Below are 21,923 nucleotides of genomic sequence, written 5' to 3'. Positions count from 1 at the left end.
TAATTTTTATTTATTTCAATGAAATTAAAAGCATACATATCATTATTTTTAATTGTAGCAAGCACAAGTTTTGTTGCGGCCCAAGTAAAGTTTGAGGCCAAAGTAAGCAAGACCAAACTCGGCATCAATGAGCGTTTACGTGTGGATTTTGAAATGAACACGGATGGCGATAATTTCAATCCGCCGTCGTTCAGTGATTTTACGATTGTTGGTGGGCCAAACCAATCGGTAAGCCATTCTTGGATCAATGGTGTTCGCTCATTCACAAAAACCTACAGTTATTTTTTGGCTCCTAAGAAAACAGGAACGATTACCATCAATCAGGCAACCATTGAAATTGAAGGTGAAATTTATAAAACATCACCAGTAGCCGTTCAAATTACTTCAGCAGTAAACAGACCTAATGATCCTGACAATGCTGAAATTGTCGCAGATGATAACCTTCATCTCATTGCTGAAATATCAAAAGGAAACCCATATCTCAACGAAGCCGTTACTGTTGTTTATAAACTATATGTTTCTGAAGATATTGGCGTCAGTACATTTAGAGAAATTGACAGCCCTAAATACAATGATTTTTGGAGTCAAAATATTGATCTCAAAGGCAACAAAATTCAAAACATCCAATTTAAAGGCCGCCCTTATCGGTTTTTGGTAATCAAGCAAGTGGTTTTATACCCACAAAAATCAGGAAAGTTGGAAATTGAACCTTTAAGTTTAGATGTTACGGTAGAAGTACCTAGTAATAGACGTGACTTTTTTGGTGGACGGATGATGTCTCAAGTGCATAAAACGGTATCGGCCGGAAGCAGATCACTTCAAGTAAAACCACTTCCGGAAATCGGAAAACCAGAAAACTTTACTGGTGCTGTGGGTAATTTCGATTTTAAGGTTACCACCTCCAAAACCGAATTAAATGCCACTGAGTCTTTGCAAGCACGATTAGAAGTTAAAGGGACAGGAAATCTCAAATTGTTCCAACTGCCAAAATTAACCCTACCAAGTTCTTTAGAAGTTTATGAGCCAGAACACACTCAAAACATAAGAACTACAATAGATGGCATGCAAGGTGGCATTGCAGATAGTTATACGATTGTTCCGCAGTTTAAAGGGAAATATCCTATTCCAAATGTTGACTTTTCATATTTCGATTTAAAAACAGAGTCGTATAAAACGGTATCTTCTGGAGAATTGGTGATCAACGTTCTTGAAGGGCCAACAAACAGTACGCATACTGATAGCAATATCGCCACAGTTGGCGAGGGCAAACAACGTGTGATCATGAATAATGATCAGTTTGCATTTGTAAAAAGCGAAGCCAATCTTAAACCAATCAGCTCTGAACCCTTCCTCAACTCTTCGTGGTTTTGGAGTTCGTTTTTATTGCCACTTATGGCCATTCCTTTAGCGATGGTGTTCCGTAAGAAAAAAGCAGAGCGCCGCGCTGACGTTCAAGGAAATAAAATACGTAAGGCAGATAGACTTGCAAAAAAATATCTGGGAGAAGCCAGAAAATCATTAGGTCAAAAAGAAGCGTTTTATATTGCGCTTGAAAAAGCACTTCATAATTATCTCAAAGCGAAACTGCATATTGAAACTAGCGATTTCAGCAAGGACCGGATTAAAGAATTGCTCTTAAAGCGTCAAGTGGAAGAATCGGTAATTGACGAGTTTGTAACCATTTTAGATAGTTGTGAATTGGCACGCTATACGCCTTTTTCAGAAGTGACCATGCAACATGATTATGATAAGGCCGCCCAAACTATTTCGGTAATTGATAAACAGATTCGATAAGATGAAGCATTTTATTTACATACTGGCATTTTTGATTAGTAGCTTAGGATTTAGCCAAAATGAACAGCTTTTTGAACAAGCCAATGACTTGTACAATAAAGGTGATTTTGAGGATGCCATTTCAAAATATGAAAGCATTATTGAGTCTGGTGAACACTCTGCAGCCTTGTACTTTAATTTGGCGAATGCACATTATAAACTCAATCATATTGCACCAAGTATTTATTATTATGAGAAGGCCTTGGTCTTGGATCCCAATGATAAAGAAATCCATAACAATATTGCATTTGCCCGTAATATGACCATTGATGCGATTGATAAAACTCCAGAATTAGGGTTTGCTAAATTTTCAAAAAGCATCACCAATTGGCTGACTTTTGATAATTGGGCGAAGTTATCCATCCTCTTGATGGTACTTTTTGTGGTGTTCTATCTCATCTATTATTTTAATTACAGCTCTACAAAAAAACGATTGGCATTCATTGCTGCGATGACTTTTCTAATTCTTGCCTGCTCTGCCGTGGCATTGGCTTTTAACAATTACCATCTCGTAAAAAACGACCAACCTGCCATTGTTTTTGCCAAAGAGAGTCAAGTGAAAAGTGAACCAAATCTCAGAAGTTCGGAATCATTTAAACTTCATGAAGGCACTAAAGTACAAATTTTGGACACGGTCAATAATTGGAAAAAAATCAAACTTGCCGATGGTAAAATGGGTTGGATTCCTTCGGAGGCCATAAAAGCGCTATAGATTTTTATGAGTGAATTTCTAGTGATAAATACTTTATAAGTTCAATTGTACATTCTCAACGCTTCGTATAACATCACACTATTTTAGTTTTTTGAGATTCATTTTAGAGCTAATTTATGCATTAATATGACAATCAATGCAGTGATATTATTGCGGTACCCTACTGTTTTATAGTGAATTCAGAATGATGAAAACTCAAATCCATGTACTTAACATTTACCCAAGCGCTTTATATTATTAATTGATTCAAAAAAACCCATTTTATCACTACTTTTAATGCATCAATTCCACACATAAAATGGAATGTTTAAGATAAGGCCCAAATAAGATGGATTTAAACAAAGTATTTGCAAACAATAAAACTTGGATCAAAGAAAGGCTGTCTGCTGACCCAGATTTCTTTGAGAAACTAAGTAAAGGACAAAACCCAGAGTTACTGTTTATTGGTTGTTCGGACAGTCGGGTTGCGGCAGAAGAATTGATGGGCTTAGGTCCTGGCGAAGTCTTTGTACATCGCAATATCGCAAACATGGTCATTAGTATTGACCTCAATGTCATGTCTGTGGTCAATTATGCAGTAGATCATTTACAAGTTAAAGACGTGATCGTTTGTGGCCATTACTCATGTGGTGGCGTAAAAGCGGCGATGCAATCGGCTGATTTGGGGATTTTAAATCCTTGGCTTCGTAATATACGTGATGTCTATCGCATCCATCGCAATAAACTGAACGCCATTGCAGATGAAGAAAAACGATATGACCGATTGGTAGAACTCAATGTTCAGGAACAATGTGTCAATTTGATAAAAACCGCAGCCGTCCAAAAAGCAAATAGAGATAGAGGATTAAAGGTTCACGGTTGGGTATTTGATGTTAAAACAGGAAAGTTGATCGATTTGAAAATTGATTTTAATAAGTATCTGAGTAAAATCATGGAGATTTATCATTTGGAATAAAAACAAAAGACCGCTCTTTAGGGATTCAACCTTTGTAAATGGAGCGGTTTCTAATGATTTTCCTTATCCAACATTTCTAAATCAGATGGGCTTAGAAGAGTTCAAATCGGTTTCAGTAGCATCTTCCTCCAAATTTTCTTCAAATTCCTTTTTCTTTTCTAAAATAATCGGAAAAATCATCGGCATTAATGATTTCACAGGATTATAAAGCGTAGAATCCTCAATACTTTTTTCATCCGTCAATGGCATGGCACGATTTAAACTATCATAAATATTGAGTACCACACTCAAGATCAGAGCAATTTTTAAAGCGCCAAAAAGAGCACCCAAAAGTTTATTAACAATACCTAAGGCAGCAAAATCTGCTAGTTTTGTCAAAGCTTTTCCTGCCAAGGCTATCGCCAAAACAATAATGAGGAAGGTTACCGCAAACGCAATAATTTCGACGGTGTTATCATTCCATTCTGAATTGTCATCAATAAATGTAGCGGCGTAACTGCTAAAATGGATCGCACCATAAACCCCGGCAATCAAAGCGACAAGGGAAGCAATTTCTACAAAAAAGCCTTTCATCAATCCACGTACCAATCCGAAAATAATAAGCGCCACTAAAACGATATCCAAAACACTCATAAGCTGTTGTATTTTAGCAAACGTACATAAATTTCAGATTTTTAGACTTATAAATTCTAAACAGAATGCATAGTTTGTTAACTTTGCCCAAGAGTTTTAGTTGAAAGATTACATTCAACTACATCAGTCGCTACTGTTTGGTTACCGACAAAATTGAACTTGAAGCTCAGTTGGACTTTAAATTCCATTTCAATTTCAATACTCACTAAAAACATTCCTGCCTTTACTTCGACGAGTTCAGCAACCTGACTTCGACAAACTCAGTAAGCACGCGGGAAATTAAAATTGTCACGGCTATTATGCTAATGACAATGTAATATTAACTAAAAAAGATTCCTGCCTTCGCAGGAAGTGATCATGTCAAGAGACGTAGAATTAAAAAAACGCTGGGAGTTAGTAGTAAAGAAACTTTCTGACCAATTCGCTGAAGGCGATATATTAGACCTAGATGCCATCATCTATTTGATTGGTGTACAAGAACTGGGACAAATCCATAGAAAATTCAAAAAAGACCATAAATTAGATTTGATGCATATTGCCATTTGCCGATTGCTCGAACCTTATGGCTATTACGAATTTGACTATTTTGATGAAGAAAAATGGCCACATTATATTGTAAAAGAACAACTACCTCCTTTAAAAGCAGGAGAGCAGAGTGTTTTAATGAAAGAAGCTATTGTCAACTATTTTATTGAAACAGAATATATTATCTAATTCCATTTTCAGACCTGTCAGGTTTTAAAAAACCTGACAGGTCTTATGCATTCCAATCTACAAGGTTTGCAAAATCTTGTAGGTTTTTATCCGAAAAACCTTAAATTTGCCATTCATTTTTTTGATTTATGATAGACAAGATTAAAGAACTCATCGCTGAAGCCGAAGCGTTTAAAGCCCAATCCAAGGAAGAAATTGAAGCATTCCGCATTAAGTACTTAGGAAAAAAAGGGGTGTTGAATGATTATTTCGCAGAATTCAAAAATGTTGCCAATGATCAAAAGAAAGAGTTCGGGCAGGTTATCAATCAATTGAAAAAAACCGCTGAAGAAAAAGTCAGCGCGCTAAAGGAAGAACTAGAAAGCAAAGAGGAGGTCAAAGGAATTTTTGGCGATTTATCACGCCCCGGCGAACCCATTGCCATTGGAGCGCGTCATCCGATTTCGATCGTAAAAAATCAAATTATTGAAATCTTTTCGCGTGTTGGATTCAACGTTAGTGAAGGTCCTGAAATTGAAGACGATTGGCATAATTTTACAGCACTGAATTTACCGGAATACCACCCAGCAAGAGATATGCAGGACACATTTTTCATTCAAACCAATCCTGATATTTTATTACGGACCCACACAAGTTCTGTTCAGGTACGTTATATGGAAACCAACAAACCACCAATCCGTACTATTTCTCCGGGACGTGTGTTTAGAAATGAAGCCATTTCATCACGCTCGCATTGTTTCTTCCATCAAGTGGAAGGTTTATACATTGATAAAGACGTAAGTTTTGCCGATTTGAAACAAACCCTTCAATATTTCACTACGGAAATGTTTGGGAAAAGTAAGATCCGTTTACGTCCTTCCTATTTCCCATTTACGGAGCCAAGTGCAGAAGTTGATGTGTATTGGGGACTGGAAAGTGAAATCGACCATCGCATCACCAAAGGTACTGGATGGTTGGAAATTATGGGGTGCGGCATGGTGGATCCCAACGTTCTTGAAAACTGTGGTATCGATTCAAAAGTTTATTCTGGATTCGCTTTTGGAATGGGAATCGATCGCATTACAATGCTTTTACACCAAATTGGCGATATCCGATTATTGAGCGAAAATGACGTTCGGTTTTTAGAACAATTTAAATCGTCTTTATAAATCTCTAAGATTCATAACTCTAACCGATGAAATTTCGTCGGTTTCTTTATTTAACATTTTTTTAACTTCGATTGGTTCGGATTGTTCCGAACCTGACTTATCTTTGCACAAAATTTGTAACATGGTAAGCAAAATTCGTAATGACAAAGAACACTTGGTCGAAAGACTAGGCGTCTTTATGGAGAAGCAAGAGCAACTTGCTCCTATGGCTGCCCGTATTTTATCTTATATCATTTTGACCGGGAAGTCCGGAACTACTTTTGAAGATCTAGTTAGGGATCTACGTGCCAGTAAAAGCACTATTTCTACACATTTGAACCATTTAGCCGATTTAAAGAGAATTCTTTATTTCACTAAAACTGGTGATCGGAAAAAGTACTACACCATCAATGAAGATAGTATCCTACAAAGTATTGACGCCTTGACAGAGTCTTGGATTTTCCAAAAAGAACTGCATTTAGAAATTAGAGAATATAAAGAAAAGACCAATCAAATAAATAGCAATTATGCTTCAAAATTTAACTTGGATTTTCATGACAATTACATCGAGTTTTTAGATGAAGTCACCAAATCAGTATCCACATTAAAATCAAAAATTCTAGAAAAAAACACTAAACTGTAATCAATGAAAACAATTAAACTTCCATTAGTCATCTCCCTTAGTTTTATAGCTCTTTTTATGAGCTGTGGAGATAAAGAACAAGCACCACAAGGACCACAAGGACCAATGCCGTTTCAGGTGACTACAATTCCTCAAAAAACGGTAACAGGATATACTACGTATCCAACGAGCATTGAAGGCGTTAATAACAGTGAAGTGCGCCCAAAAATTTCAGGTTATATTACAGAGGTATTAGTGGACGAAGGTCAGAAAGTAAGAAAGGGACAAACTCTTTTCAAATTAGAAACCCAAACACTTAGTCAAGATGCTGCGGGAGCAAAAGCGAATGTAAATGCAGCTCAAGTGGAAGTGGACAAGCTAAAACCTTTGGTGGATAAAAATATCATCAGTAGCGTTCAGTTAGAAACTGCAAAGGCAAAATTACTCCAGGCGCAAAGTGCATATAACAGTATTGGTGCCAACATTGACTACGCAAATATCAAAAGCCCTGTAGATGGCTATGTTGGTTCGATCCGACTTCGTAAAGGATCTTTAGTTAGTCCTACAGGTCCAGAGCCTTTAACTACGGTTTCTGACATTAGTGAGGTCTATGCTTATTTCTCAATGAATGAAAAGGAGTATCTTGATTTTATTCAAAATGCAAAAGGTGAAAACATTAAAGAAAAAATCAAAAATTTCCCTAAAGTCACTTTGACTTTAGCCAATGGAAGCACTTATGACAAAGAAGGGACCATTGAAACCATTAACTCCCAAGTGAATGTGAATACAGGTTCTATTTCATTCCGTGCGGTGTTTAATAACGACGCAAGATTATTAACCAACGGAAACAGTGGAAAGATTAGGGTTCCTAAAACCTATACGGATGTTGTGGTAGTTCCTAAAGAGTCTACCTATGAGCAACAAGGCAGCTATTATGTTTATAAGTTAGCTGAAGATGATATGGCTGTTTCTACGCGAATCTCAGTTTTAGCTGATGTTAACAACGTTTACGTCGTTTCTGAAGGCCTTAAAGTTGGTGATAAGATAGTTGCGAAAGGTGTTGCTAAGTTAAGAGGCGATTCACAAATTAAGCCTATGGAAGTACCTTTTGATACTATTGCAAAACCTATTGAAAAAGTATTCAGATAATAAAGTAAGATAAGAAGTTATGATAAAAATGTTTATAGAAAGACCAGTCCTTTCAACGGTCGTCTCCATCATCATTGTGATTTTGGGTATTCTTGGTCTTACCGCATTGCCTATTACGCAATATCCAGATATTGCACCACCAACTATTTCAGTTAACGCCAATTATCCTGGTGCAAATGCTGAAACTATCTTGGAAAGTGTCATCATTCCCATAGAAGAACAAATCAACGGCGTGGAAGGAATGACTTACATTACCTCCAGTGCTTCCAATACAGGAAGTGCAACCATTACGGTGTTTTTTGATCAGGACGTCGATCCTGATATTGCAGCAGTAAACGTTCAAAACCGTGTAGCACGGGCAAATTCGCAATTGCCACAAGCAGTGTTGCAAACCGGTGTGACCACCTCAAAGCAGCAAACCAGTGCCTTGATGTTTACCTCATTCTACAGTACCAATCCTGATTATGACGCCACATTTATTCAGAATTACCTAAAAATAAACGTTATTCCAGAATTACAAAGGGTTGACGGTGTTGGTGATGTCAGTGTGTTTGGAGCCAAAGATTACGCCATGCGTATTTGGTTACGTCCAGAAAAAATGGCAGCTTACGGATTAATTCCTACAGATGTTACAGCAGCACTGCGTGAACAAAGTTTAGAAGCTGCCGCAGGATCGTTAGGAGAAAATGACGGGGAAGCTTTTAGTTATGTGATCAAATATGGCGGACGATTTAAAACTGAAGCGCAGTATAGTGACATTATCATTAAAGCCTTGGGTAACGGACAATTTCTGAAGCTCTCTGATGTGGCCGATATTGAATTGGGCGCTCAGTCCTATGCCGGAGGATCCATTACAAATGGATTACCTGCAGTAAACATGGGTATTTTCCAAACCAAAGGTTCCAATGCGCGTGACATTATTATTGAAATCGAGAAAAAACTGGACGAGATTAAAGCCGATTTACCTAAAGGTGTTGAGATCTTTATTCCTTATAATACCAATACGTTCTTAAACGCCTCCATTGAAAAGGTGGTGACCACTTTAGCCGAAGCATTTTTGCTAGTGTTCTTAGTAGTATTCATTTTCTTACAGGATTTTAGATCCACCCTAATTCCTGCCATTGCAGTTCCGGTATCTATTATTGGTACTTTTTTCTTCCTGAATCTCTTTGGATATTCTATCAACCTATTAACACTTTTCGCTTTAGTATTGGCTATTGGTATTGTGGTGGATGATGCCATTGTGGTGGTTGAAGCGGTGCATGCCAAGATTGATGAAGGCGAAACCGATCCAAAGAAGGCAACTGTAGACGCCATGGACGATATTACTGGAGCTATTATTTCCATTACCTTGGTGATGGCTGCCGTATTTGTTCCGGTAACATTTATACAAGGACCAACGGGAGTCTTCTATGAACAGTTTGGAGTTACGCTTATTGTAGCCATTATGATTTCGGCTGTTAATGCTTTAACCCTGAGTCCTGCATTATGTGCCCTGTTCTTAAAAGGACATGACGACAAACAAAACAAAAAGAAGAAAGGCTTTCTTGGACGTTTCTTTGATGGCTTCAATAGAGGTTTTGATGCCACGGTCAATAGATACGGAAAATCGGTACATTTTCTATACAGACACAAATGGATTACCGTAGTTGTTCTTGCCATATCGGTAGGTGCTATTTGGTGGTCTTCTTCCGTATTGCCAACAGGATTTGTTCCCGATGAAGATAGAGGTATCGTATTCGTGAACGTCGAACTTCCTCCAGGATCTTCAATAGACAGAACCCATCAGGTAAATGCCGATCTATATGAAAAATTAAGAGCAATCCCTGGGGTTAAAGGCGGGTCACTTATTGAAGGAAGTAGCTTTTTGGGAGGTGCAGGAAGTAACTTCGGATTGGGTTTTATTCGATTAGATGACATGGAAGACCGTAAAGACGAGTCTCTTAGTGCACAAAGTATTACCGGACAAATGTTTGGTGCTGCTGCACAGATTCCTGAAGCCAATATCCTTTTCTTTTCACCGCCAAGTATTCCAGGATTCGGAAACTCGGCAGGTATTGAAGTGAACTTATTGGACCGTTCCGGTGGAAGCTTTACCGACCTTGATAAAGTCACTCAGGATTTTGCAAATAAACTTTCGCAACGTCCAGAAATTCAATATGCACAATCCTCATTTAACACCAAATATCCGCAGTATGAGATTGAACTCAATGCAGAATTGGCCAAAGAATTAGGCGTTCCGATTAGTGATATCTTTTCAACACTTCAAGGGTATATTGGAAGTATTTTTGCCGCCGATTTCTCAAGATTTGGTAAACAATACCGTGTTTATGTACAGGCCTTACCACAAGACCGTGCAGAAGAGAGTGATCTGGGCAAACTTTATGTACGTACCGGAACAGGAGAAATGACACCAATTACAACGTTTGTAAACTTAGAAAGAGTTTATGGACCACAATCTGTAACACGTTTTAACCTATTTAATTCGGTAACCTTAAACGCGGCCATAGCTCCGGGTTATAGTTCTGGTGATGCCATCAAAGCAGTAGATGAAGTTTCACAAAGCTTACCTGCCAATTATACCACCGCGTATTCTGGATTAACCCGTGAGGAAGTGAACGCAGGAAACCAAACGACGACCATTTTTATATTGTCGTTAGTGTTTGTTTATTTCTTGTTGGCAGCGCAGTACGAAAGTTATTTAATTCCTTTCTCTGTACTTCTATCCTTACCATTAGGTGTATTTGGAGCGTATTTTACAACGCAACTTACAGGGTTACAAAACAATATCTATTTCCAAATTGCATTAATTATGCTACTCGGACTCTTGGCGAAGAATGCCATTTTAATTGTGGAGTTCGCACTGCAAAGACGACGTAGAGGTGAATCCATCTTGGCAGCTGCCGTCCATGGTGCTGAAGCGCGTCTACGACCTATTTTAATGACCTCCTTTGCTTTTATCTTCGGATTATCGCCATTGGTGTTTGCAAGTGGTGTAGGTGCGGAAGGAAACCGATCCATTGGAACAGGAGCTGTAGGTGGCGTATTGATAGGAACCGTTCTTGGGGTGTTTGTCATTCCAATTCTGTTCATGTTCTTCCAATGGTTACAGGAGAAAATATCAGGAGCACCACAACGCGTATTAGAACTAGAAGCGGAAGCTAATCAACAAACATTAGAACTTAACGACGATCAAAATCATGATAACAATGCTTAAAACTCGCACATTTAAATATATGGTAATGCTGACCGTTTCAGCATTCTCCCTTCAAAGTTGTTTTGTAGCAAAAGACTATGACCGACCACAAGTTGAAGAAACCCAAAATCTGTTCAGAACGGATGCTTTACCAACAGATACGCTTTCCATGGCCGATTTGTCTTGGAAAGAACTGTTCACCGATCCGTATTTGGTTCAGTACATTGAAACAGGACTTCAAAATAACATCGACATCCGCGTGGCCATGCAACAGGTATTGGCTGCGGAGGCGTATGTAAAACAAGGAAAGGCAGCATTTTTCCCTTCAATAAACGGAAATGCTTCAGTGACCCATCAAGAGATGTCAAAAAACAGCCAATTGGGTTCTTTCTTGTCTAGCCGATCTTCAGATCAGTTTGATTTGACTGCAAGTTTATCTTGGGAGGCTGATATCTGGGGAAAAATAAGAAGTAACAAACGCGCTTCTGAAGCTGATTATTTAAGAATTGTCGCCGCGCATCAGGCGGTAAAATCACGTTTAGTGTCTGATATTGCAGCAACTTATTACCAAATGCTAGCTTTGGATGCTCAATTGGAAATTACCAAAAAAACCGTGATTGTAAGAGATTCAAGTGTGAGTACCATACAAGCTCTAAAAGACGCGGGAAATGTAAACCAAGTAGCGGTAGATCAAAATATTGCCCAATATAATCAAGCTAGAGCCTTGGTGGTAGATTTAGAAACCGCAATTTTTCAAACTGAAAACGTCATGAGTATCCTATTGGGGCAGCAACCTCAAAAGTATGCACGCGGTATTCTAGATGAACAAAGATTGCAATCTGACTTAAAATTAGGTGTTCCCTCCACTTTGTTGAGAAATAGACCCGATGTCATATCGGCAGAATATAATTTAGTTCGTGCTTTTGAAATGACCAATGTGGCTCGAAGTAGCTTCTATCCTTCATTGACCATTTCAGCCGCTGGTGGTTTTCAAAGTTTAGAATTGGATCAGTTGCTGAATACCAATTCGCTATTTGCGAATATTGTTGGTGGATTGGCGCAACCGATCTTTAATCAGCGTAAATTAAGAACGCAAAAGGAAGTAGCAGACGCACAGCAAGAGCAAGCCTTATTAGAATTTAAACGTTCGTTATTGGTGGCAGGAAATGAGGTTTCAAATGCCTTATATGCCTACAATGCTGAGACCAGGAAATTCGAATTCAGACTTCTGGAAGTTGAGGCCTTGAGAAATGCAGAAAGAAATTCATCGGAACTGTTAAAAAGCGGATTTGCCAATTATTTAGATTTATTGATTACCAGACAGAGCGCTTTAAACTCGGAGTTGAATGTGATTGATAGTAAATTACAACAATTGTTGACTATCGTTGAGCTGTACGAGGCTCTTGGTGGTGGCTGGAAGTAGACCGTTAATAATAAATTTATACATTAAAAAAGAAGACTTGGGTAACTGGGTCTTCTTTTTTTTTTGCAAAATTCAAGTTATTCAAAAAAAACAATGGCGGTTTAATGTCTTAAGCAACGTCTTTTTCAGAATACTTTTTAATCTCCTTCAGTTCCTCTTTTTTGTTTTCCTTTTCTTGTTCGATATCATCATCATTCTGGATTCCAAGCCAGAATTTTGCAGAATTTCCAAAATATTTGCTCAATCGCAAAGCTGTATCTGCGGAAATTCTCCTATTTCCCTTTAAAATTTCAGAAATTCGTGTTTGTGGAATTTTCAAATCCTTCGCTAGTCTGTAGGCTGTTATTTCAAGGGGCTCAAGAAACTCATAGTGCAATATTTCTCCTGGATGTACATTATCTAATTTTTCCATTTTAACAACCTTTTAATTATAACCAATGATTTCAACTTGACTTGGATTTCCAGATATGGGGCATTTCATTCGAATAAGAGTAACTATTCCATCTTAAATATTTTCAACGTCTAAAATGTACAAAAAAATTAGAATTAAATAAAGTGCCTATCTTTTTAAATAAAGTGCGATTTCTCAAGAATTGATATTTACTATAAAACAGTAACTTTGCAGTTCAATTTAAAAGTTTTCCTTCTTCAAGGAAATGACCTGATCTTATTTATGAAAAAAGACATCCAAATTCCGAAAGTTGAAGGCGTGTATTTAGCCATCGTTAATGAGTATAATGACCTTTACAAAACCCACGATTGGAATGCCTACATCATCAATGACAAGAACATCGATTTAGAGCTCGTGCTCATCGTTACTAACGGTTATTCCGAAAAGAAAGTGACATCGACCTTCCGTAAAAAACTGGATCTACTTCCAAAAAAGAGCTATGCCAAAATCGAATTTATGCCTGAGGAGTTGTTCGTATTGAACAATGAATTTAAAGTGACGTTTTTTGAAGGGAATACCATGCATGAGAAAAACTTCCTATTCAGAAGGAATACGATCAATGAAAAGGCTTTTCAGAATATTCCGTTGATGGAAATGAAGGGAATATTGGTTAAATAATACAGTACTGCGAAGGCTGCAAACCCATAGTTAAAACTTCAATACTTTTGTCGATTTCAAAAACTTCATTAAATTCAAAATTATTGACAAGAATTTTCTTATTAAACACAAGATTCCTGCCTTCGCAGGAATTGGTCAATCCAACTTTTCCGTCAATTTCTGAAATGTCCTTTTTGGATCTTTGCCTTCATACAAAATGGCATACGTTGCAGTAATAATAGGTAGTTTGCCTTTTCTTTCATCCTTTTCAATAAGATCATAGGCACTTTTGGTGGCATAATAACCCTCAGCTACCATATTCATTTCCATTTGCGCAGATTTGACCGTATAGCCCTTCCCTATCATATTTCCGAACATTCTGTTACGTGAAAATAGGGAATATCCGGTAACCAACAAATCGCCCAAATAAGCAGAATCATTGATATTACGCTTCATCTTGTGACGTTTTTTAATAAAGCGTTTCATTTCTCGGATGGCATTACTCATCAAGACGCTTTGAAAATTATCGCCATATCCCAATCCGTGCGCAATCCCGGCTGCAATAGCATAAATGTTTTTGAGCATGACAGCATATTCAATGCCTATGACATCATCACTTGTTGAGGTTTTTATATAACTACTTGCTAAAGCTTTAGCAATTTGTGCGGCTTTGGTCTCATCTGCACAGGCAATGGTCAAATAAGACAAACGTTCCAATGCGACTTCTTCCGCATGACAAGGCCCTGAGATTACGGCTATATTATCATAAGAAACACCATAAATATCATGAAAATGTTCACCTACCAATTTACCGGTTTCAGGCATAATACCTTTTACTGCAGAAACGATAATTTTATCTTTAAAGTCTACCTCTAACTTTAACAATTCGTCATGAATAAAAGCAGATGGAATTACAAAAATCAACACATCAGCATAAGTTGCCATCTCATTGATGTCATTGCTGATCTTAAGTTGTGAGGTCTTAAATTCGACTGAGCTTAAATAGCTTGGATTGTGCTGTTCCTTTAGCAAGTGTTCTTTAATGTAAACACTTCGCATATACCAACCTACTTCATCTAGATTTTCACAAAGCATTTTTACGATCGCTGTGGCCCAGCTTCCTGATCCAAAAACGGCATATTTTATTGGTGTACTCATAAATATATAAAAGTTAATGCATTTCAAAAGTACATAAAAATTTACGGTTTTTCCATTTCGAAATCAACGGATCATTAATTTTTGGCACGTGTTTTGAATTCTTCACACTATAATCTTTAAATTGTCGGATTCTGGAAATTGCATAGCCATTTCAAATCCCAAAATATAAATTGCGATTTTAGTTTGTTTTGCTAATTTCATCGCACTTTAAGCCAACAGATAAACCACGATTTAAACTAAAACTGAACAGATGAAAGCTCTAAAATTACTCTTCGGACTTGCCCTAGTTGCAACCATATTTACATCTTGTACTACCAATCCTGTTTATGAAGAACCAGCAATTTCATTAAATCAGTTATTAGGTTCTTATGATTTATGGTATGTTGACATCAATCAAACCGCAGGCTATGGAGAAACGCCTTTTTTACAAATTGCGTTTACGCTTTCTTTTAGAAATGGCGTACTGTTTGCCAATAACAATTTGGTTGGTTTTGGACCTAACGGACAAGGCAACGGCTTGGGAATTGATGTTGGAGAATATGATGCTTATGACATGATTTTAGATGTGTATCATGACCTGGATGGCTTTCAAAGTTTTGATGTCTATCAAGTAGATTACGACACCATCGAATTGTACAACCCTTTTAATGACACCTCGTACTTTTTACATGGGTATCAAAAATCGGCATTTGATTATGACTTTGTTTTTTATGATAACATCCATTATTTCCTGCAAGAATATAAGGCTTGGGAAAAAACCTACACAAGTCAAATGGGGGCCTTAAATGAGTTTGACAGTGAGAATTATCTACAGTTTTTAGCGGGCGGAAATGATTCTGAATTTAGAAGCTCGCAAGACTACAACATCTCCAATCCTAATGATATTTATTGGGACTACACCGGAATTTATGGCGTCGGAAATATTACAGGAAATACGCACCTCAAAACATTAACATTAGATTATGATTATTTTGATAATGAATTCTTCGAGTTGAGCGTTCTTAATGATCAAGTGATAGAGCTTTACCATGCGAAATCTGGTACAACCTATGAATTTACCGGTCGTGGCTACATCCAATATATGAGGAATGCCCAAGCCAGAGGTGTTGAAAACGATGGCAAGCTAAAATCATCTGAACTAGAGAAAAAACGTAAGCAGAAAACTGCTAAAAAAGATAACCCTAGGGTAAACAAAAGAGACTAAATTTTGGTTGGTTATTTAGTTTCTGGAAACGCTCATCTGATTTATTTCAGATGAGCGTTCTCTTTTTATTTAACAATATATTGACAACCCAAGCCACAAGATTTCAATAAGTTGTTGTAAATTACCTATCAAATCAATTGTTAACTCTTAAAAACTTAAAATTATATGGGACTATTTTCATTTATTAAAAATGCCGGAGAAAAGGTCTTTGGTGTGGGAAAAGCAGAAGCTAAAGAAAAAACAGAAGCTGCTGCAAATACTAAAGCAGCTGCAGACGAACTTAAAACAAAAGAAGCGGGAGCCAGAAAACTTGAAGAAACAATAAAAGATTTGAAACTTGAGGTTGAAGATCTGAAAATCCAGATTGACGACGACATGGCTACTGTAACAGGACAGGCTCACGACCAATCTACCAAAGAGAAAGTCGTTTTAGTAATTGGTAACACCAACGGAATTGCGTCAGTAGATGACCAGATGAGTGTTGAGCACGCCGAACCTGAAGCACAATTTCATACGGTTATAAAAGGGGATACCTTAGGAAAAATAGCCAAAAAATATTATGGGAACGCCATGAAGTATCCCCTAATATTTGACGCCAATAAACCTATGTTGACAGATCCTGATAAAATCTATCCAGGACAAGTTCTGAGAATTCCCAGTTTGTCATAAGACAAAAAAAGCGTCTGTTTTTAAAAACAGACGCTTTTTTTACAAATCATTTAAAAGGGTTTGTAACTCTTCTAAACTATCGGGTTTTGCGATAATTTTCTTGTTTTTATCCAAAATAAAGTAGGTAGGCGTACTTTCCACACCATATTCACTGCTCACAAAGCGTCTTGGAGTTCCAGAATCAATAAGATGAATGAACTTAGGGTACTTAAGGATTTCTCTATCCCATGCCACATCTTCCCCCTGTGTAGCATAAGCAATCACTTTCAATATTTTAGGATCTATTTGATCAACTGTTTTCTTAATTTCAGGTAATTGTTCTAAACAATGTGAACAACCACTATTCCAAAAAATAAGCAAGTAATTATCTGCCATGTTTAGGTCATGTAGTGTGGTTGCAATGGTCTTGCCATCCACCTCCATATGAATAGGAAAATCTATTGCCAAAGCCCCAACAGAAGTGTTTTTAAAAATTGTCAATACGTTAACCAACATCGTATTATTTGCCTCCGTTGCCAGTTTCAATAAATAAGCATCCGAAATATAATTAGCGACCTTATCCTCTTCAATTTGCACCATATTAGACCAAATGGCCTGTAATAATGCCATCTTTATTTCTGAATTGTCTTTCCCAATATAATTGACCAAATTATCAATCTGGTGTTTATAAAAATCTTCCGATGCATCTTCTGACATTCCAAAAATATAAGCCCTCACCCTATCGGTCAAAAACTCTGAACTTTGCAAGAGCGGATTGCTAAAATCGACATTGGCGAGATACGTGTCTTTCAAATTTTTGGAATAGGTAGAAATATCTTCGTAAGTTTCAGGTATATAAGACTTATTTGCTTTAATAAATACCGAAGCCATGGTGCCCTTTGAAGCCAGTTCAAAAGCATCCTGAGTCTCTTTCAAGGTTTTGAAAATGTCCTTAAAAGCTGCTTTATCGTCACTTTTCTGCGTATAAAAATTACCGATGGCCCTGTTGATCATTTCAATGCTATTGGTGTAGGAGGCCCATAATTTATTCTCATTGGATTCTTTAAACTCCAAACCCTCGGTCAAGCTAAAATGTAAAACAACATCTTCATTGCCACTATAGATCAAATCAAAATTGTTCATTTCTTGAGGTACCCCATAGACTATTTTATAAATCCCGGCGGTTTCTGTAGTGTCCAATTCAATTTTGAACTGGCCATTTTCATCTACTTTACCTCTATCTACATATTCTGCACCCGTCGGACTTGCTTTGTATAGAAAAGCGTAGGTGAAATCTTCAACTGGCGAAAAGGTGCCTTCAATGGAGTGTTGTGCCATTAATAACGATGGAAACAACGTCAAAAGTAAAATCAATTTTCTCATTCGATGACTATTTTTATTTTTTATAATTCCACAAATCCCGATGCATCGGGACCGTAAACTTCGTGATTTTTAAAATCTTAGTGCTTCAATAATCACGCCACTATAGGCTTCAATGCCGTTAAGGCTTGGTTAACCGTTTTAATATGTTCAAAGGTAAGCAATAAACGTAGCCCTGTCCTGGTCTGCTTTTCTCTCATTTTCCCTGCGCCTGGATGGGTTTGGATATACTGGATCACTTTGTTAAATCCTGCACTTTGATAAAATGCACTTTGCTGATCACTAATAAAATACCCTATCAACTTGCCTTGTTTCATCACTACTTTTTCCAAACCAATTTTGGTAGCAACCCATTTGATACGGACACTGTTTAATAAATCAACCACTTGTTTTGGCATTTCACCAAAGCGATCGATAATATCGGTTTCAAACTTTTGAAGTTCTTCCTCAGTTTTGATCTCATTAAGTTTAGTGTAGAGATTCAAACGCTCCGCGATATTATTCACATAATCATCAGGAAACAACAATTCAAAATCTGTATCGATGGTAATGTCTTTGACATAATCCCTTTCTATATGCTCGTCTTGATATAAATCTTTAAATTCATTTTCCTTCAATTCCTCTATGGCTTCATTTAATATTTTTTGATAAGTATCAAAGCCAATATCATTTATAAATCCGCTTTGTTCACCTCCCAACAAATCACCAGCGCCTCTGATTTCCAAATCTTTCATGGCAATATTGAAACCACTTCCCAATTCTGTGAATTGCTCAAGAGCTGTGATTCGCTTTCGTGCATCATCTGTCATGGCTGAATACTCTGGCGTAATAAAATAACAGAATGCCTTTTTATTGCTTCTTCCCACCCTACCGCGCATTTGGTGCAAATCGCTTAAACCAAAATTATTCGCATTATTAATGAAAATCGTATTGGCATTTGCGACGTCCAAACCACTTTCTACAATAGTGGTACTGACCAAAACGTCAAATTCACCATTCATAAAAGCAAGCATTAACTGCTCTAATTTTTTACCTTCCAACTGCCCGTGTCCAATACCAATTTTAGCATCGGGCACCAAACGTTGGATCATACCGGCAACTTCCTTAATGTTTTCTATACGATTATGGATAAAGAACACCTGTCCGCCACGTTGGATTTCATAAATCACCGCATCGCGAATGGTTTCCTCACTAAATCTAATGACATGACTTTCTATGGGATATCGATTTGGAGGTGGCGTTGTAATGACCGATAAATCTCGCGCAGCCATCAAACTGAACTGTAGAGTTCTTGGAATGGGCGTAGCAGTTAAAGTCAATACGTCCACATTATCCTTGAGAGTTTTTAATTTTTCCTTGACCGCCACACCAAATTTCTGCTCCTCATCAACGATCAAAAGTCCTAAATCCTTAAATTTTACATTTTTATTGACCAATTGATGGGTACCAATGATGATATCCAAGTTGCCACTTTCAAGACGCTCCAGCGTGTCACGTTTTTCCTTTGCCGTTCTAAATCGGTTCAAATAATCGACGGTTACAGGAAAATCTTTCAACCGTTCCTTAAACGTTCTGGAATGTTGATAGGCCAAAATGGTCGTTGGCACTAAAATGGCCACTTGTTTGCCATTATCTACCGCTTTAAAAGCAGCTCTAACAGCCACTTCGGTTTTACCAAAACCCACATCGCCACAGATCAATCGATCCATTGGGCGTTCGCTTTCCATATCGGATTTTATATCGGCGGTAGCTGTAGTCTGATCTGGCGTATCTTCATAAATAAACGACGCTTCCAACTCCATTTGCATGGCGCTATCGGGATGGTATTGAAAACCTTTTTCCAATTTACGTTTGGCGTACAGCTGAATCAAATTGAAGGCAATTTCCTTAACTCGTGTTTTGGTCTTTTGCTTTAAGTTTTTCCAAGCATTACTGCCAAGTTTGTAAATTTTTGGTGGCTTGCCATCTTTACCATTAAACTTGGATATTTTATGGAGCGAGTGAATGCTTAAATAAAGTACATCACGTTCGCCATAGATCAATTTGATGGCTTCTTGCTTTTTGCCTTCCACATCAATCTTCTGCAATCCTCCAAAACGTCCAATCCCGTGATCAATATGGGTGACATAGTCGCCAATATCAAGGTTGGTCAATTCTTTTAAAGTAATGGCCTGTTTTTTGGCGTAACCATTTTTAAGATGGAATTTATGGTAACGTTCAAAGATTTGGTGATCGGTATAACAGATAATCTTGTTGTCGTGATCAATAAATCCCTGATACAAAGACAAGACAATAGTTTTATAATGCACGCCAAGCTCCAATGCTCTATGGCGCTCTGTACTGACATCTTCAAAAATATCGTGAAAACGCTTGGCCTGTTGCTCGCTCGCACATGCAATAAAATTGGTGTAGCCTTTATCGTGATAACTATTTAAATTCTCAATCAATAAATCAAATTGCTTATTGAAAGACGGTTGTGGCGTGGTATGAAATTCAACCAATTCTTTACTCATTACAGATGAAGCACCAAATTCAACCAAAGTAAATTCAAGCAGTTGTCTTTTCAAAAATTCTGAACTGCAGAACAATTCTTCCGGAGAAGCGCGTCTAATTTCTTGGGAAAGGGATTTAAAAGCCTCTTCTGCTTTCTCGTAAAAATCGTCTATTCTTGAAAACAATAAATCTAAGTTCTTAGAAAATACCACCGTTTTTGAGGCAATATATTTCAAGAAACTTTCTCGAGTCTCATCTGAAAATTTATTTTCAACATTGGGAATCACGTTGATTTTCTTAATTTTTTCGGTCGACAATTGTGTTTCAACATCAAAAGTTCTGATGCTATCCACTTCATCACCAAAAAACTCAATTCGGTAAGGTTCGTCGTTAGAGAATGAAAATACGTCTACAATTCCGCCACGCACCGAAAACTCACCTGGTTCTGTAACAAAATCCACCCGTTTGAATTGGTATTCAAAAAGTACCTCGTTTACAAAGTCGATGGACAGATTATCATTTACAGAAATTTTTAAGGTATTGCGTTCCAACTCCTTTCGTGTCACAACTTTCTCAAAAAGTGCATCGGGATAGGTGACTATAATCGCTGGCTTTTTACGACTATTGATTCTGTTTAGAACCTCTGCGCGCAAAAGCACGTTTGCGTTATCTGTTTCTTCAATTTGATAAGGTCGCCTGTAGCTTCCCGGATAAAAAAGCACGTCCTTGTCGTTGATCAGCAGCTCTAAATCGTTAAGGTAAAAAGCAGCTTCTTCTTTATCATTAAAAACCAGCAAAAAAGGAGATTCCGCAGTCTTGAATGTTTCTGAAATAACAAAACTTAAGGACGACCCAATTAGTCCTTTTAAATGTGTCTTACTTTGATATATGGCAATAGCAGCTTGCAGATTTCGCGTTTGCAAAGTCTGTGTATAAGCTTGCGAGAGATGTAATTTACTCAAGGCAATTTATTTTAGGCAAATATAAAGGTTAGTATCTATATGTACCATATTACGTCTGTGAATTTAATCTTAAAAGAAATTGATCAACCAGGTCTATTTCTTATATGGGAAGTGTAAGAACAAGTCACTATTTTTCATTATATTTTTGAGGGCCATAATAAAAAAAATATGTAGTTTTGAAGGTCACAAAACGTGGCGATTAAAACAAAACAAGTATGTCAATTTCAGATTTATTCGATAGTGGATTTAAAAAGCGTAATGAAGATCATTTTGCTTCAATTGTAAGAGTAGCCATGGATGATGGTGTTATAACCGACGATGAGAAGGCATTTTTAGATCGTTTAGCGCACAGTTTGGACATTAGTGAAGGCGAATATAAAAACATCCTTAAGAACTATCAGTCACATCCCATAAATCCTCCCACATCTTATGACAGCCGTTTAGAGCGTTTATTTGATTTGGCACGAATGGTACATGTTGACCATATCCAAGGTGACGGAGAAGAGGTGTTGTTGAAGAAGATTGGTGTTGGCTTAGGTTTTAAGCCCGATAACGTAAAGTATATTGTTGACAAAGCGTTAACGCTAGTTGCCAATGGTGTTGACATTGACACGTTTATTGATGAAATGAAAAACATGAATAGATAAAATCAGAGCAAAGACCGCT

The 21,923-nt window shown here is 37.4% G+C and carries 18 protein-coding genes; 13 read left to right on the top strand and 5 right to left on the bottom strand.

Translation table 11 applies throughout. The features are described from left to right. Positions 1–18 precede the first annotated feature (18 nt). The 3 genes from ESZ48_RS02345 (at position 19) to ESZ48_RS02335 (ending at position 3,500) form a co-directional block, all read left to right on the top strand. Entirely contained in the window at positions 19–1,794 is a 1,776-nt protein-coding gene (locus ESZ48_RS02345) for a BatD family protein (RefSeq protein ID WP_129015691.1), read from the top strand. 1 nt (position 1,795) lies between these two features. Next, complete coding sequence (locus ESZ48_RS02340) at positions 1,796–2,545, top strand: SH3 domain-containing protein (RefSeq protein ID WP_129015690.1); 750 nt, start codon at positions 1,796–1,798, stop codon at positions 2,543–2,545. A gap of 328 nt (positions 2,546–2,873) precedes the next feature. After that, a complete protein-coding gene (locus ESZ48_RS02335) occupies positions 2,874–3,500 on the top strand; it encodes a carbonic anhydrase (RefSeq protein WP_129015689.1) in 627 nt (208 codons plus the stop codon). Between the two features lie 81 nt (positions 3,501–3,581). On the opposite strand, the gene ESZ48_RS02330 is transcribed toward ESZ48_RS02335, so the two are convergent. Next, positions 3,582–4,133, bottom strand: coding sequence for a CvpA family protein (locus tag ESZ48_RS02330; protein ID WP_129015688.1), 552 nt, complete (start codon positions 4,131–4,133; stop codon positions 3,582–3,584). 357 nt (positions 4,134–4,490) lie between these two features. On the opposite strand from ESZ48_RS02330, the gene ESZ48_RS02325 reads away from it, so the two are divergent. The 6 genes from ESZ48_RS02325 to ESZ48_RS02300 all read left to right on the top strand — a co-directional run bounded on the left by ESZ48_RS02325 (position 4,491) and on the right by ESZ48_RS02300 (position 12,364). After that, positions 4,491–4,847, top strand: coding sequence for a hypothetical protein (locus ESZ48_RS02325; protein WP_129015687.1), 357 nt, complete (start codon positions 4,491–4,493; stop codon positions 4,845–4,847). A 128-nt stretch (positions 4,848–4,975) separates the two neighbouring features. Beyond that, positions 4,976–5,995: a phenylalanine--tRNA ligase subunit alpha gene (pheS, locus tag ESZ48_RS02320; RefSeq protein ID WP_129015686.1), complete on the top strand. Its 1,020-nt coding sequence runs from the start codon at positions 4,976–4,978 to the stop codon at positions 5,993–5,995. Positions 5,996–6,116: 121 nt separating this feature from the next. Next, positions 6,117–6,617, top strand: a complete 501-nt coding sequence (locus ESZ48_RS02315; protein WP_129015685.1) for a GbsR/MarR family transcriptional regulator — start codon at positions 6,117–6,119, stop codon at positions 6,615–6,617. 3 nt (positions 6,618–6,620) lie between these two features. Next, positions 6,621–7,745 (top strand): efflux RND transporter periplasmic adaptor subunit, encoded by a 1,125-nt coding sequence (locus ESZ48_RS02310; RefSeq protein ID WP_129015684.1) that lies wholly within the window; start codon positions 6,621–6,623, stop codon positions 7,743–7,745. Between the two features lie 19 nt (positions 7,746–7,764). Beyond that, on the top strand, positions 7,765–10,962 hold the full coding sequence (locus ESZ48_RS02305; RefSeq protein WP_129015683.1) for an efflux RND transporter permease subunit: 3,198 nt from the start codon (positions 7,765–7,767) through the stop codon (positions 10,960–10,962). Next, the gene (locus ESZ48_RS02300; protein ID WP_129015682.1) at positions 10,946–12,364 is read left to right on the top strand and encodes an efflux transporter outer membrane subunit; all 1,419 of its coding nucleotides are present in this window, start codon (positions 10,946–10,948) and stop codon (positions 12,362–12,364) included. Before ESZ48_RS02305 ends, ESZ48_RS02300 begins: the two co-directional genes overlap by 17 nt. 109 nt (positions 12,365–12,473) lie before the next feature. On the opposite strand, the gene ESZ48_RS02295 is transcribed toward ESZ48_RS02300, so the two are convergent. Further along, positions 12,474–12,776, bottom strand: coding sequence for a HigA family addiction module antitoxin (locus ESZ48_RS02295; RefSeq protein WP_129015681.1), 303 nt, complete (start codon positions 12,774–12,776; stop codon positions 12,474–12,476). Between the two features lie 261 nt (positions 12,777–13,037). Here ESZ48_RS02295 and ESZ48_RS02290 point away from each other — a divergent pair, with 261 nt between their 5' ends. After that, a complete protein-coding gene (locus tag ESZ48_RS02290; RefSeq protein ID WP_129015680.1) occupies positions 13,038–13,433 on the top strand; it encodes a hypothetical protein in 396 nt (131 codons plus the stop codon). Between the two features lie 135 nt (positions 13,434–13,568). Here ESZ48_RS02290 and ESZ48_RS02285 read toward each other — a convergent pair whose 3' ends face one another. Next, a complete protein-coding gene (locus ESZ48_RS02285; protein ID WP_129015679.1) occupies positions 13,569–14,570 on the bottom strand; it encodes an NAD(P)H-dependent glycerol-3-phosphate dehydrogenase in 1,002 nt (333 codons plus the stop codon). Positions 14,571–14,820: 250 nt separating this feature from the next. Between ESZ48_RS02285 and ESZ48_RS02280 the strand changes: the two genes are divergently transcribed. After that, entirely contained in the window at positions 14,821–15,774 is a 954-nt protein-coding gene (locus ESZ48_RS02280; RefSeq protein WP_129015678.1) for a nicotinic acid mononucleotide adenyltransferase, read from the top strand. 165 nt (positions 15,775–15,939) lie between these two features. Further along, a complete protein-coding gene (gene lysM, locus ESZ48_RS02275; protein ID WP_129015677.1) occupies positions 15,940–16,443 on the top strand; it encodes a peptidoglycan-binding protein LysM in 504 nt (167 codons plus the stop codon). A 39-nt stretch (positions 16,444–16,482) separates the two neighbouring features. Here lysM and ESZ48_RS02270 read toward each other — a convergent pair whose 3' ends face one another. Both ESZ48_RS02270 and mfd read right to left on the bottom strand, forming a co-directional pair. Further along, on the bottom strand, positions 16,483–17,805 hold the full coding sequence (locus ESZ48_RS02270) for a TlpA family protein disulfide reductase (protein ID WP_129015676.1): 1,323 nt from the start codon (positions 17,803–17,805) through the stop codon (positions 16,483–16,485). Between the two features lie 92 nt (positions 17,806–17,897). Continuing rightward, complete coding sequence (mfd, locus tag ESZ48_RS02265) at positions 17,898–21,257, bottom strand: transcription-repair coupling factor (RefSeq protein ID WP_129015675.1); 3,360 nt, start codon at positions 21,255–21,257, stop codon at positions 17,898–17,900. 215 nt (positions 21,258–21,472) lie between these two features. Here mfd and ESZ48_RS02260 point away from each other — a divergent pair, with 215 nt between their 5' ends. Further along, complete coding sequence (locus ESZ48_RS02260; protein ID WP_129015674.1) at positions 21,473–21,904, top strand: tellurite resistance TerB family protein; 432 nt, start codon at positions 21,473–21,475, stop codon at positions 21,902–21,904. Positions 21,905–21,923: the final 19 nt, after the last annotated feature.

Source organism: Gelidibacter gilvus (genome assembly GCF_004115975.1).
GTDB lineage: Bacteria > Bacteroidota > Bacteroidia > Flavobacteriales > Flavobacteriaceae > Gelidibacter > Gelidibacter gilvus.
The sequence above is the reverse complement of the archived record's forward strand: the minus strand, read 5'-3'. Positions and strand labels throughout refer to the sequence as shown.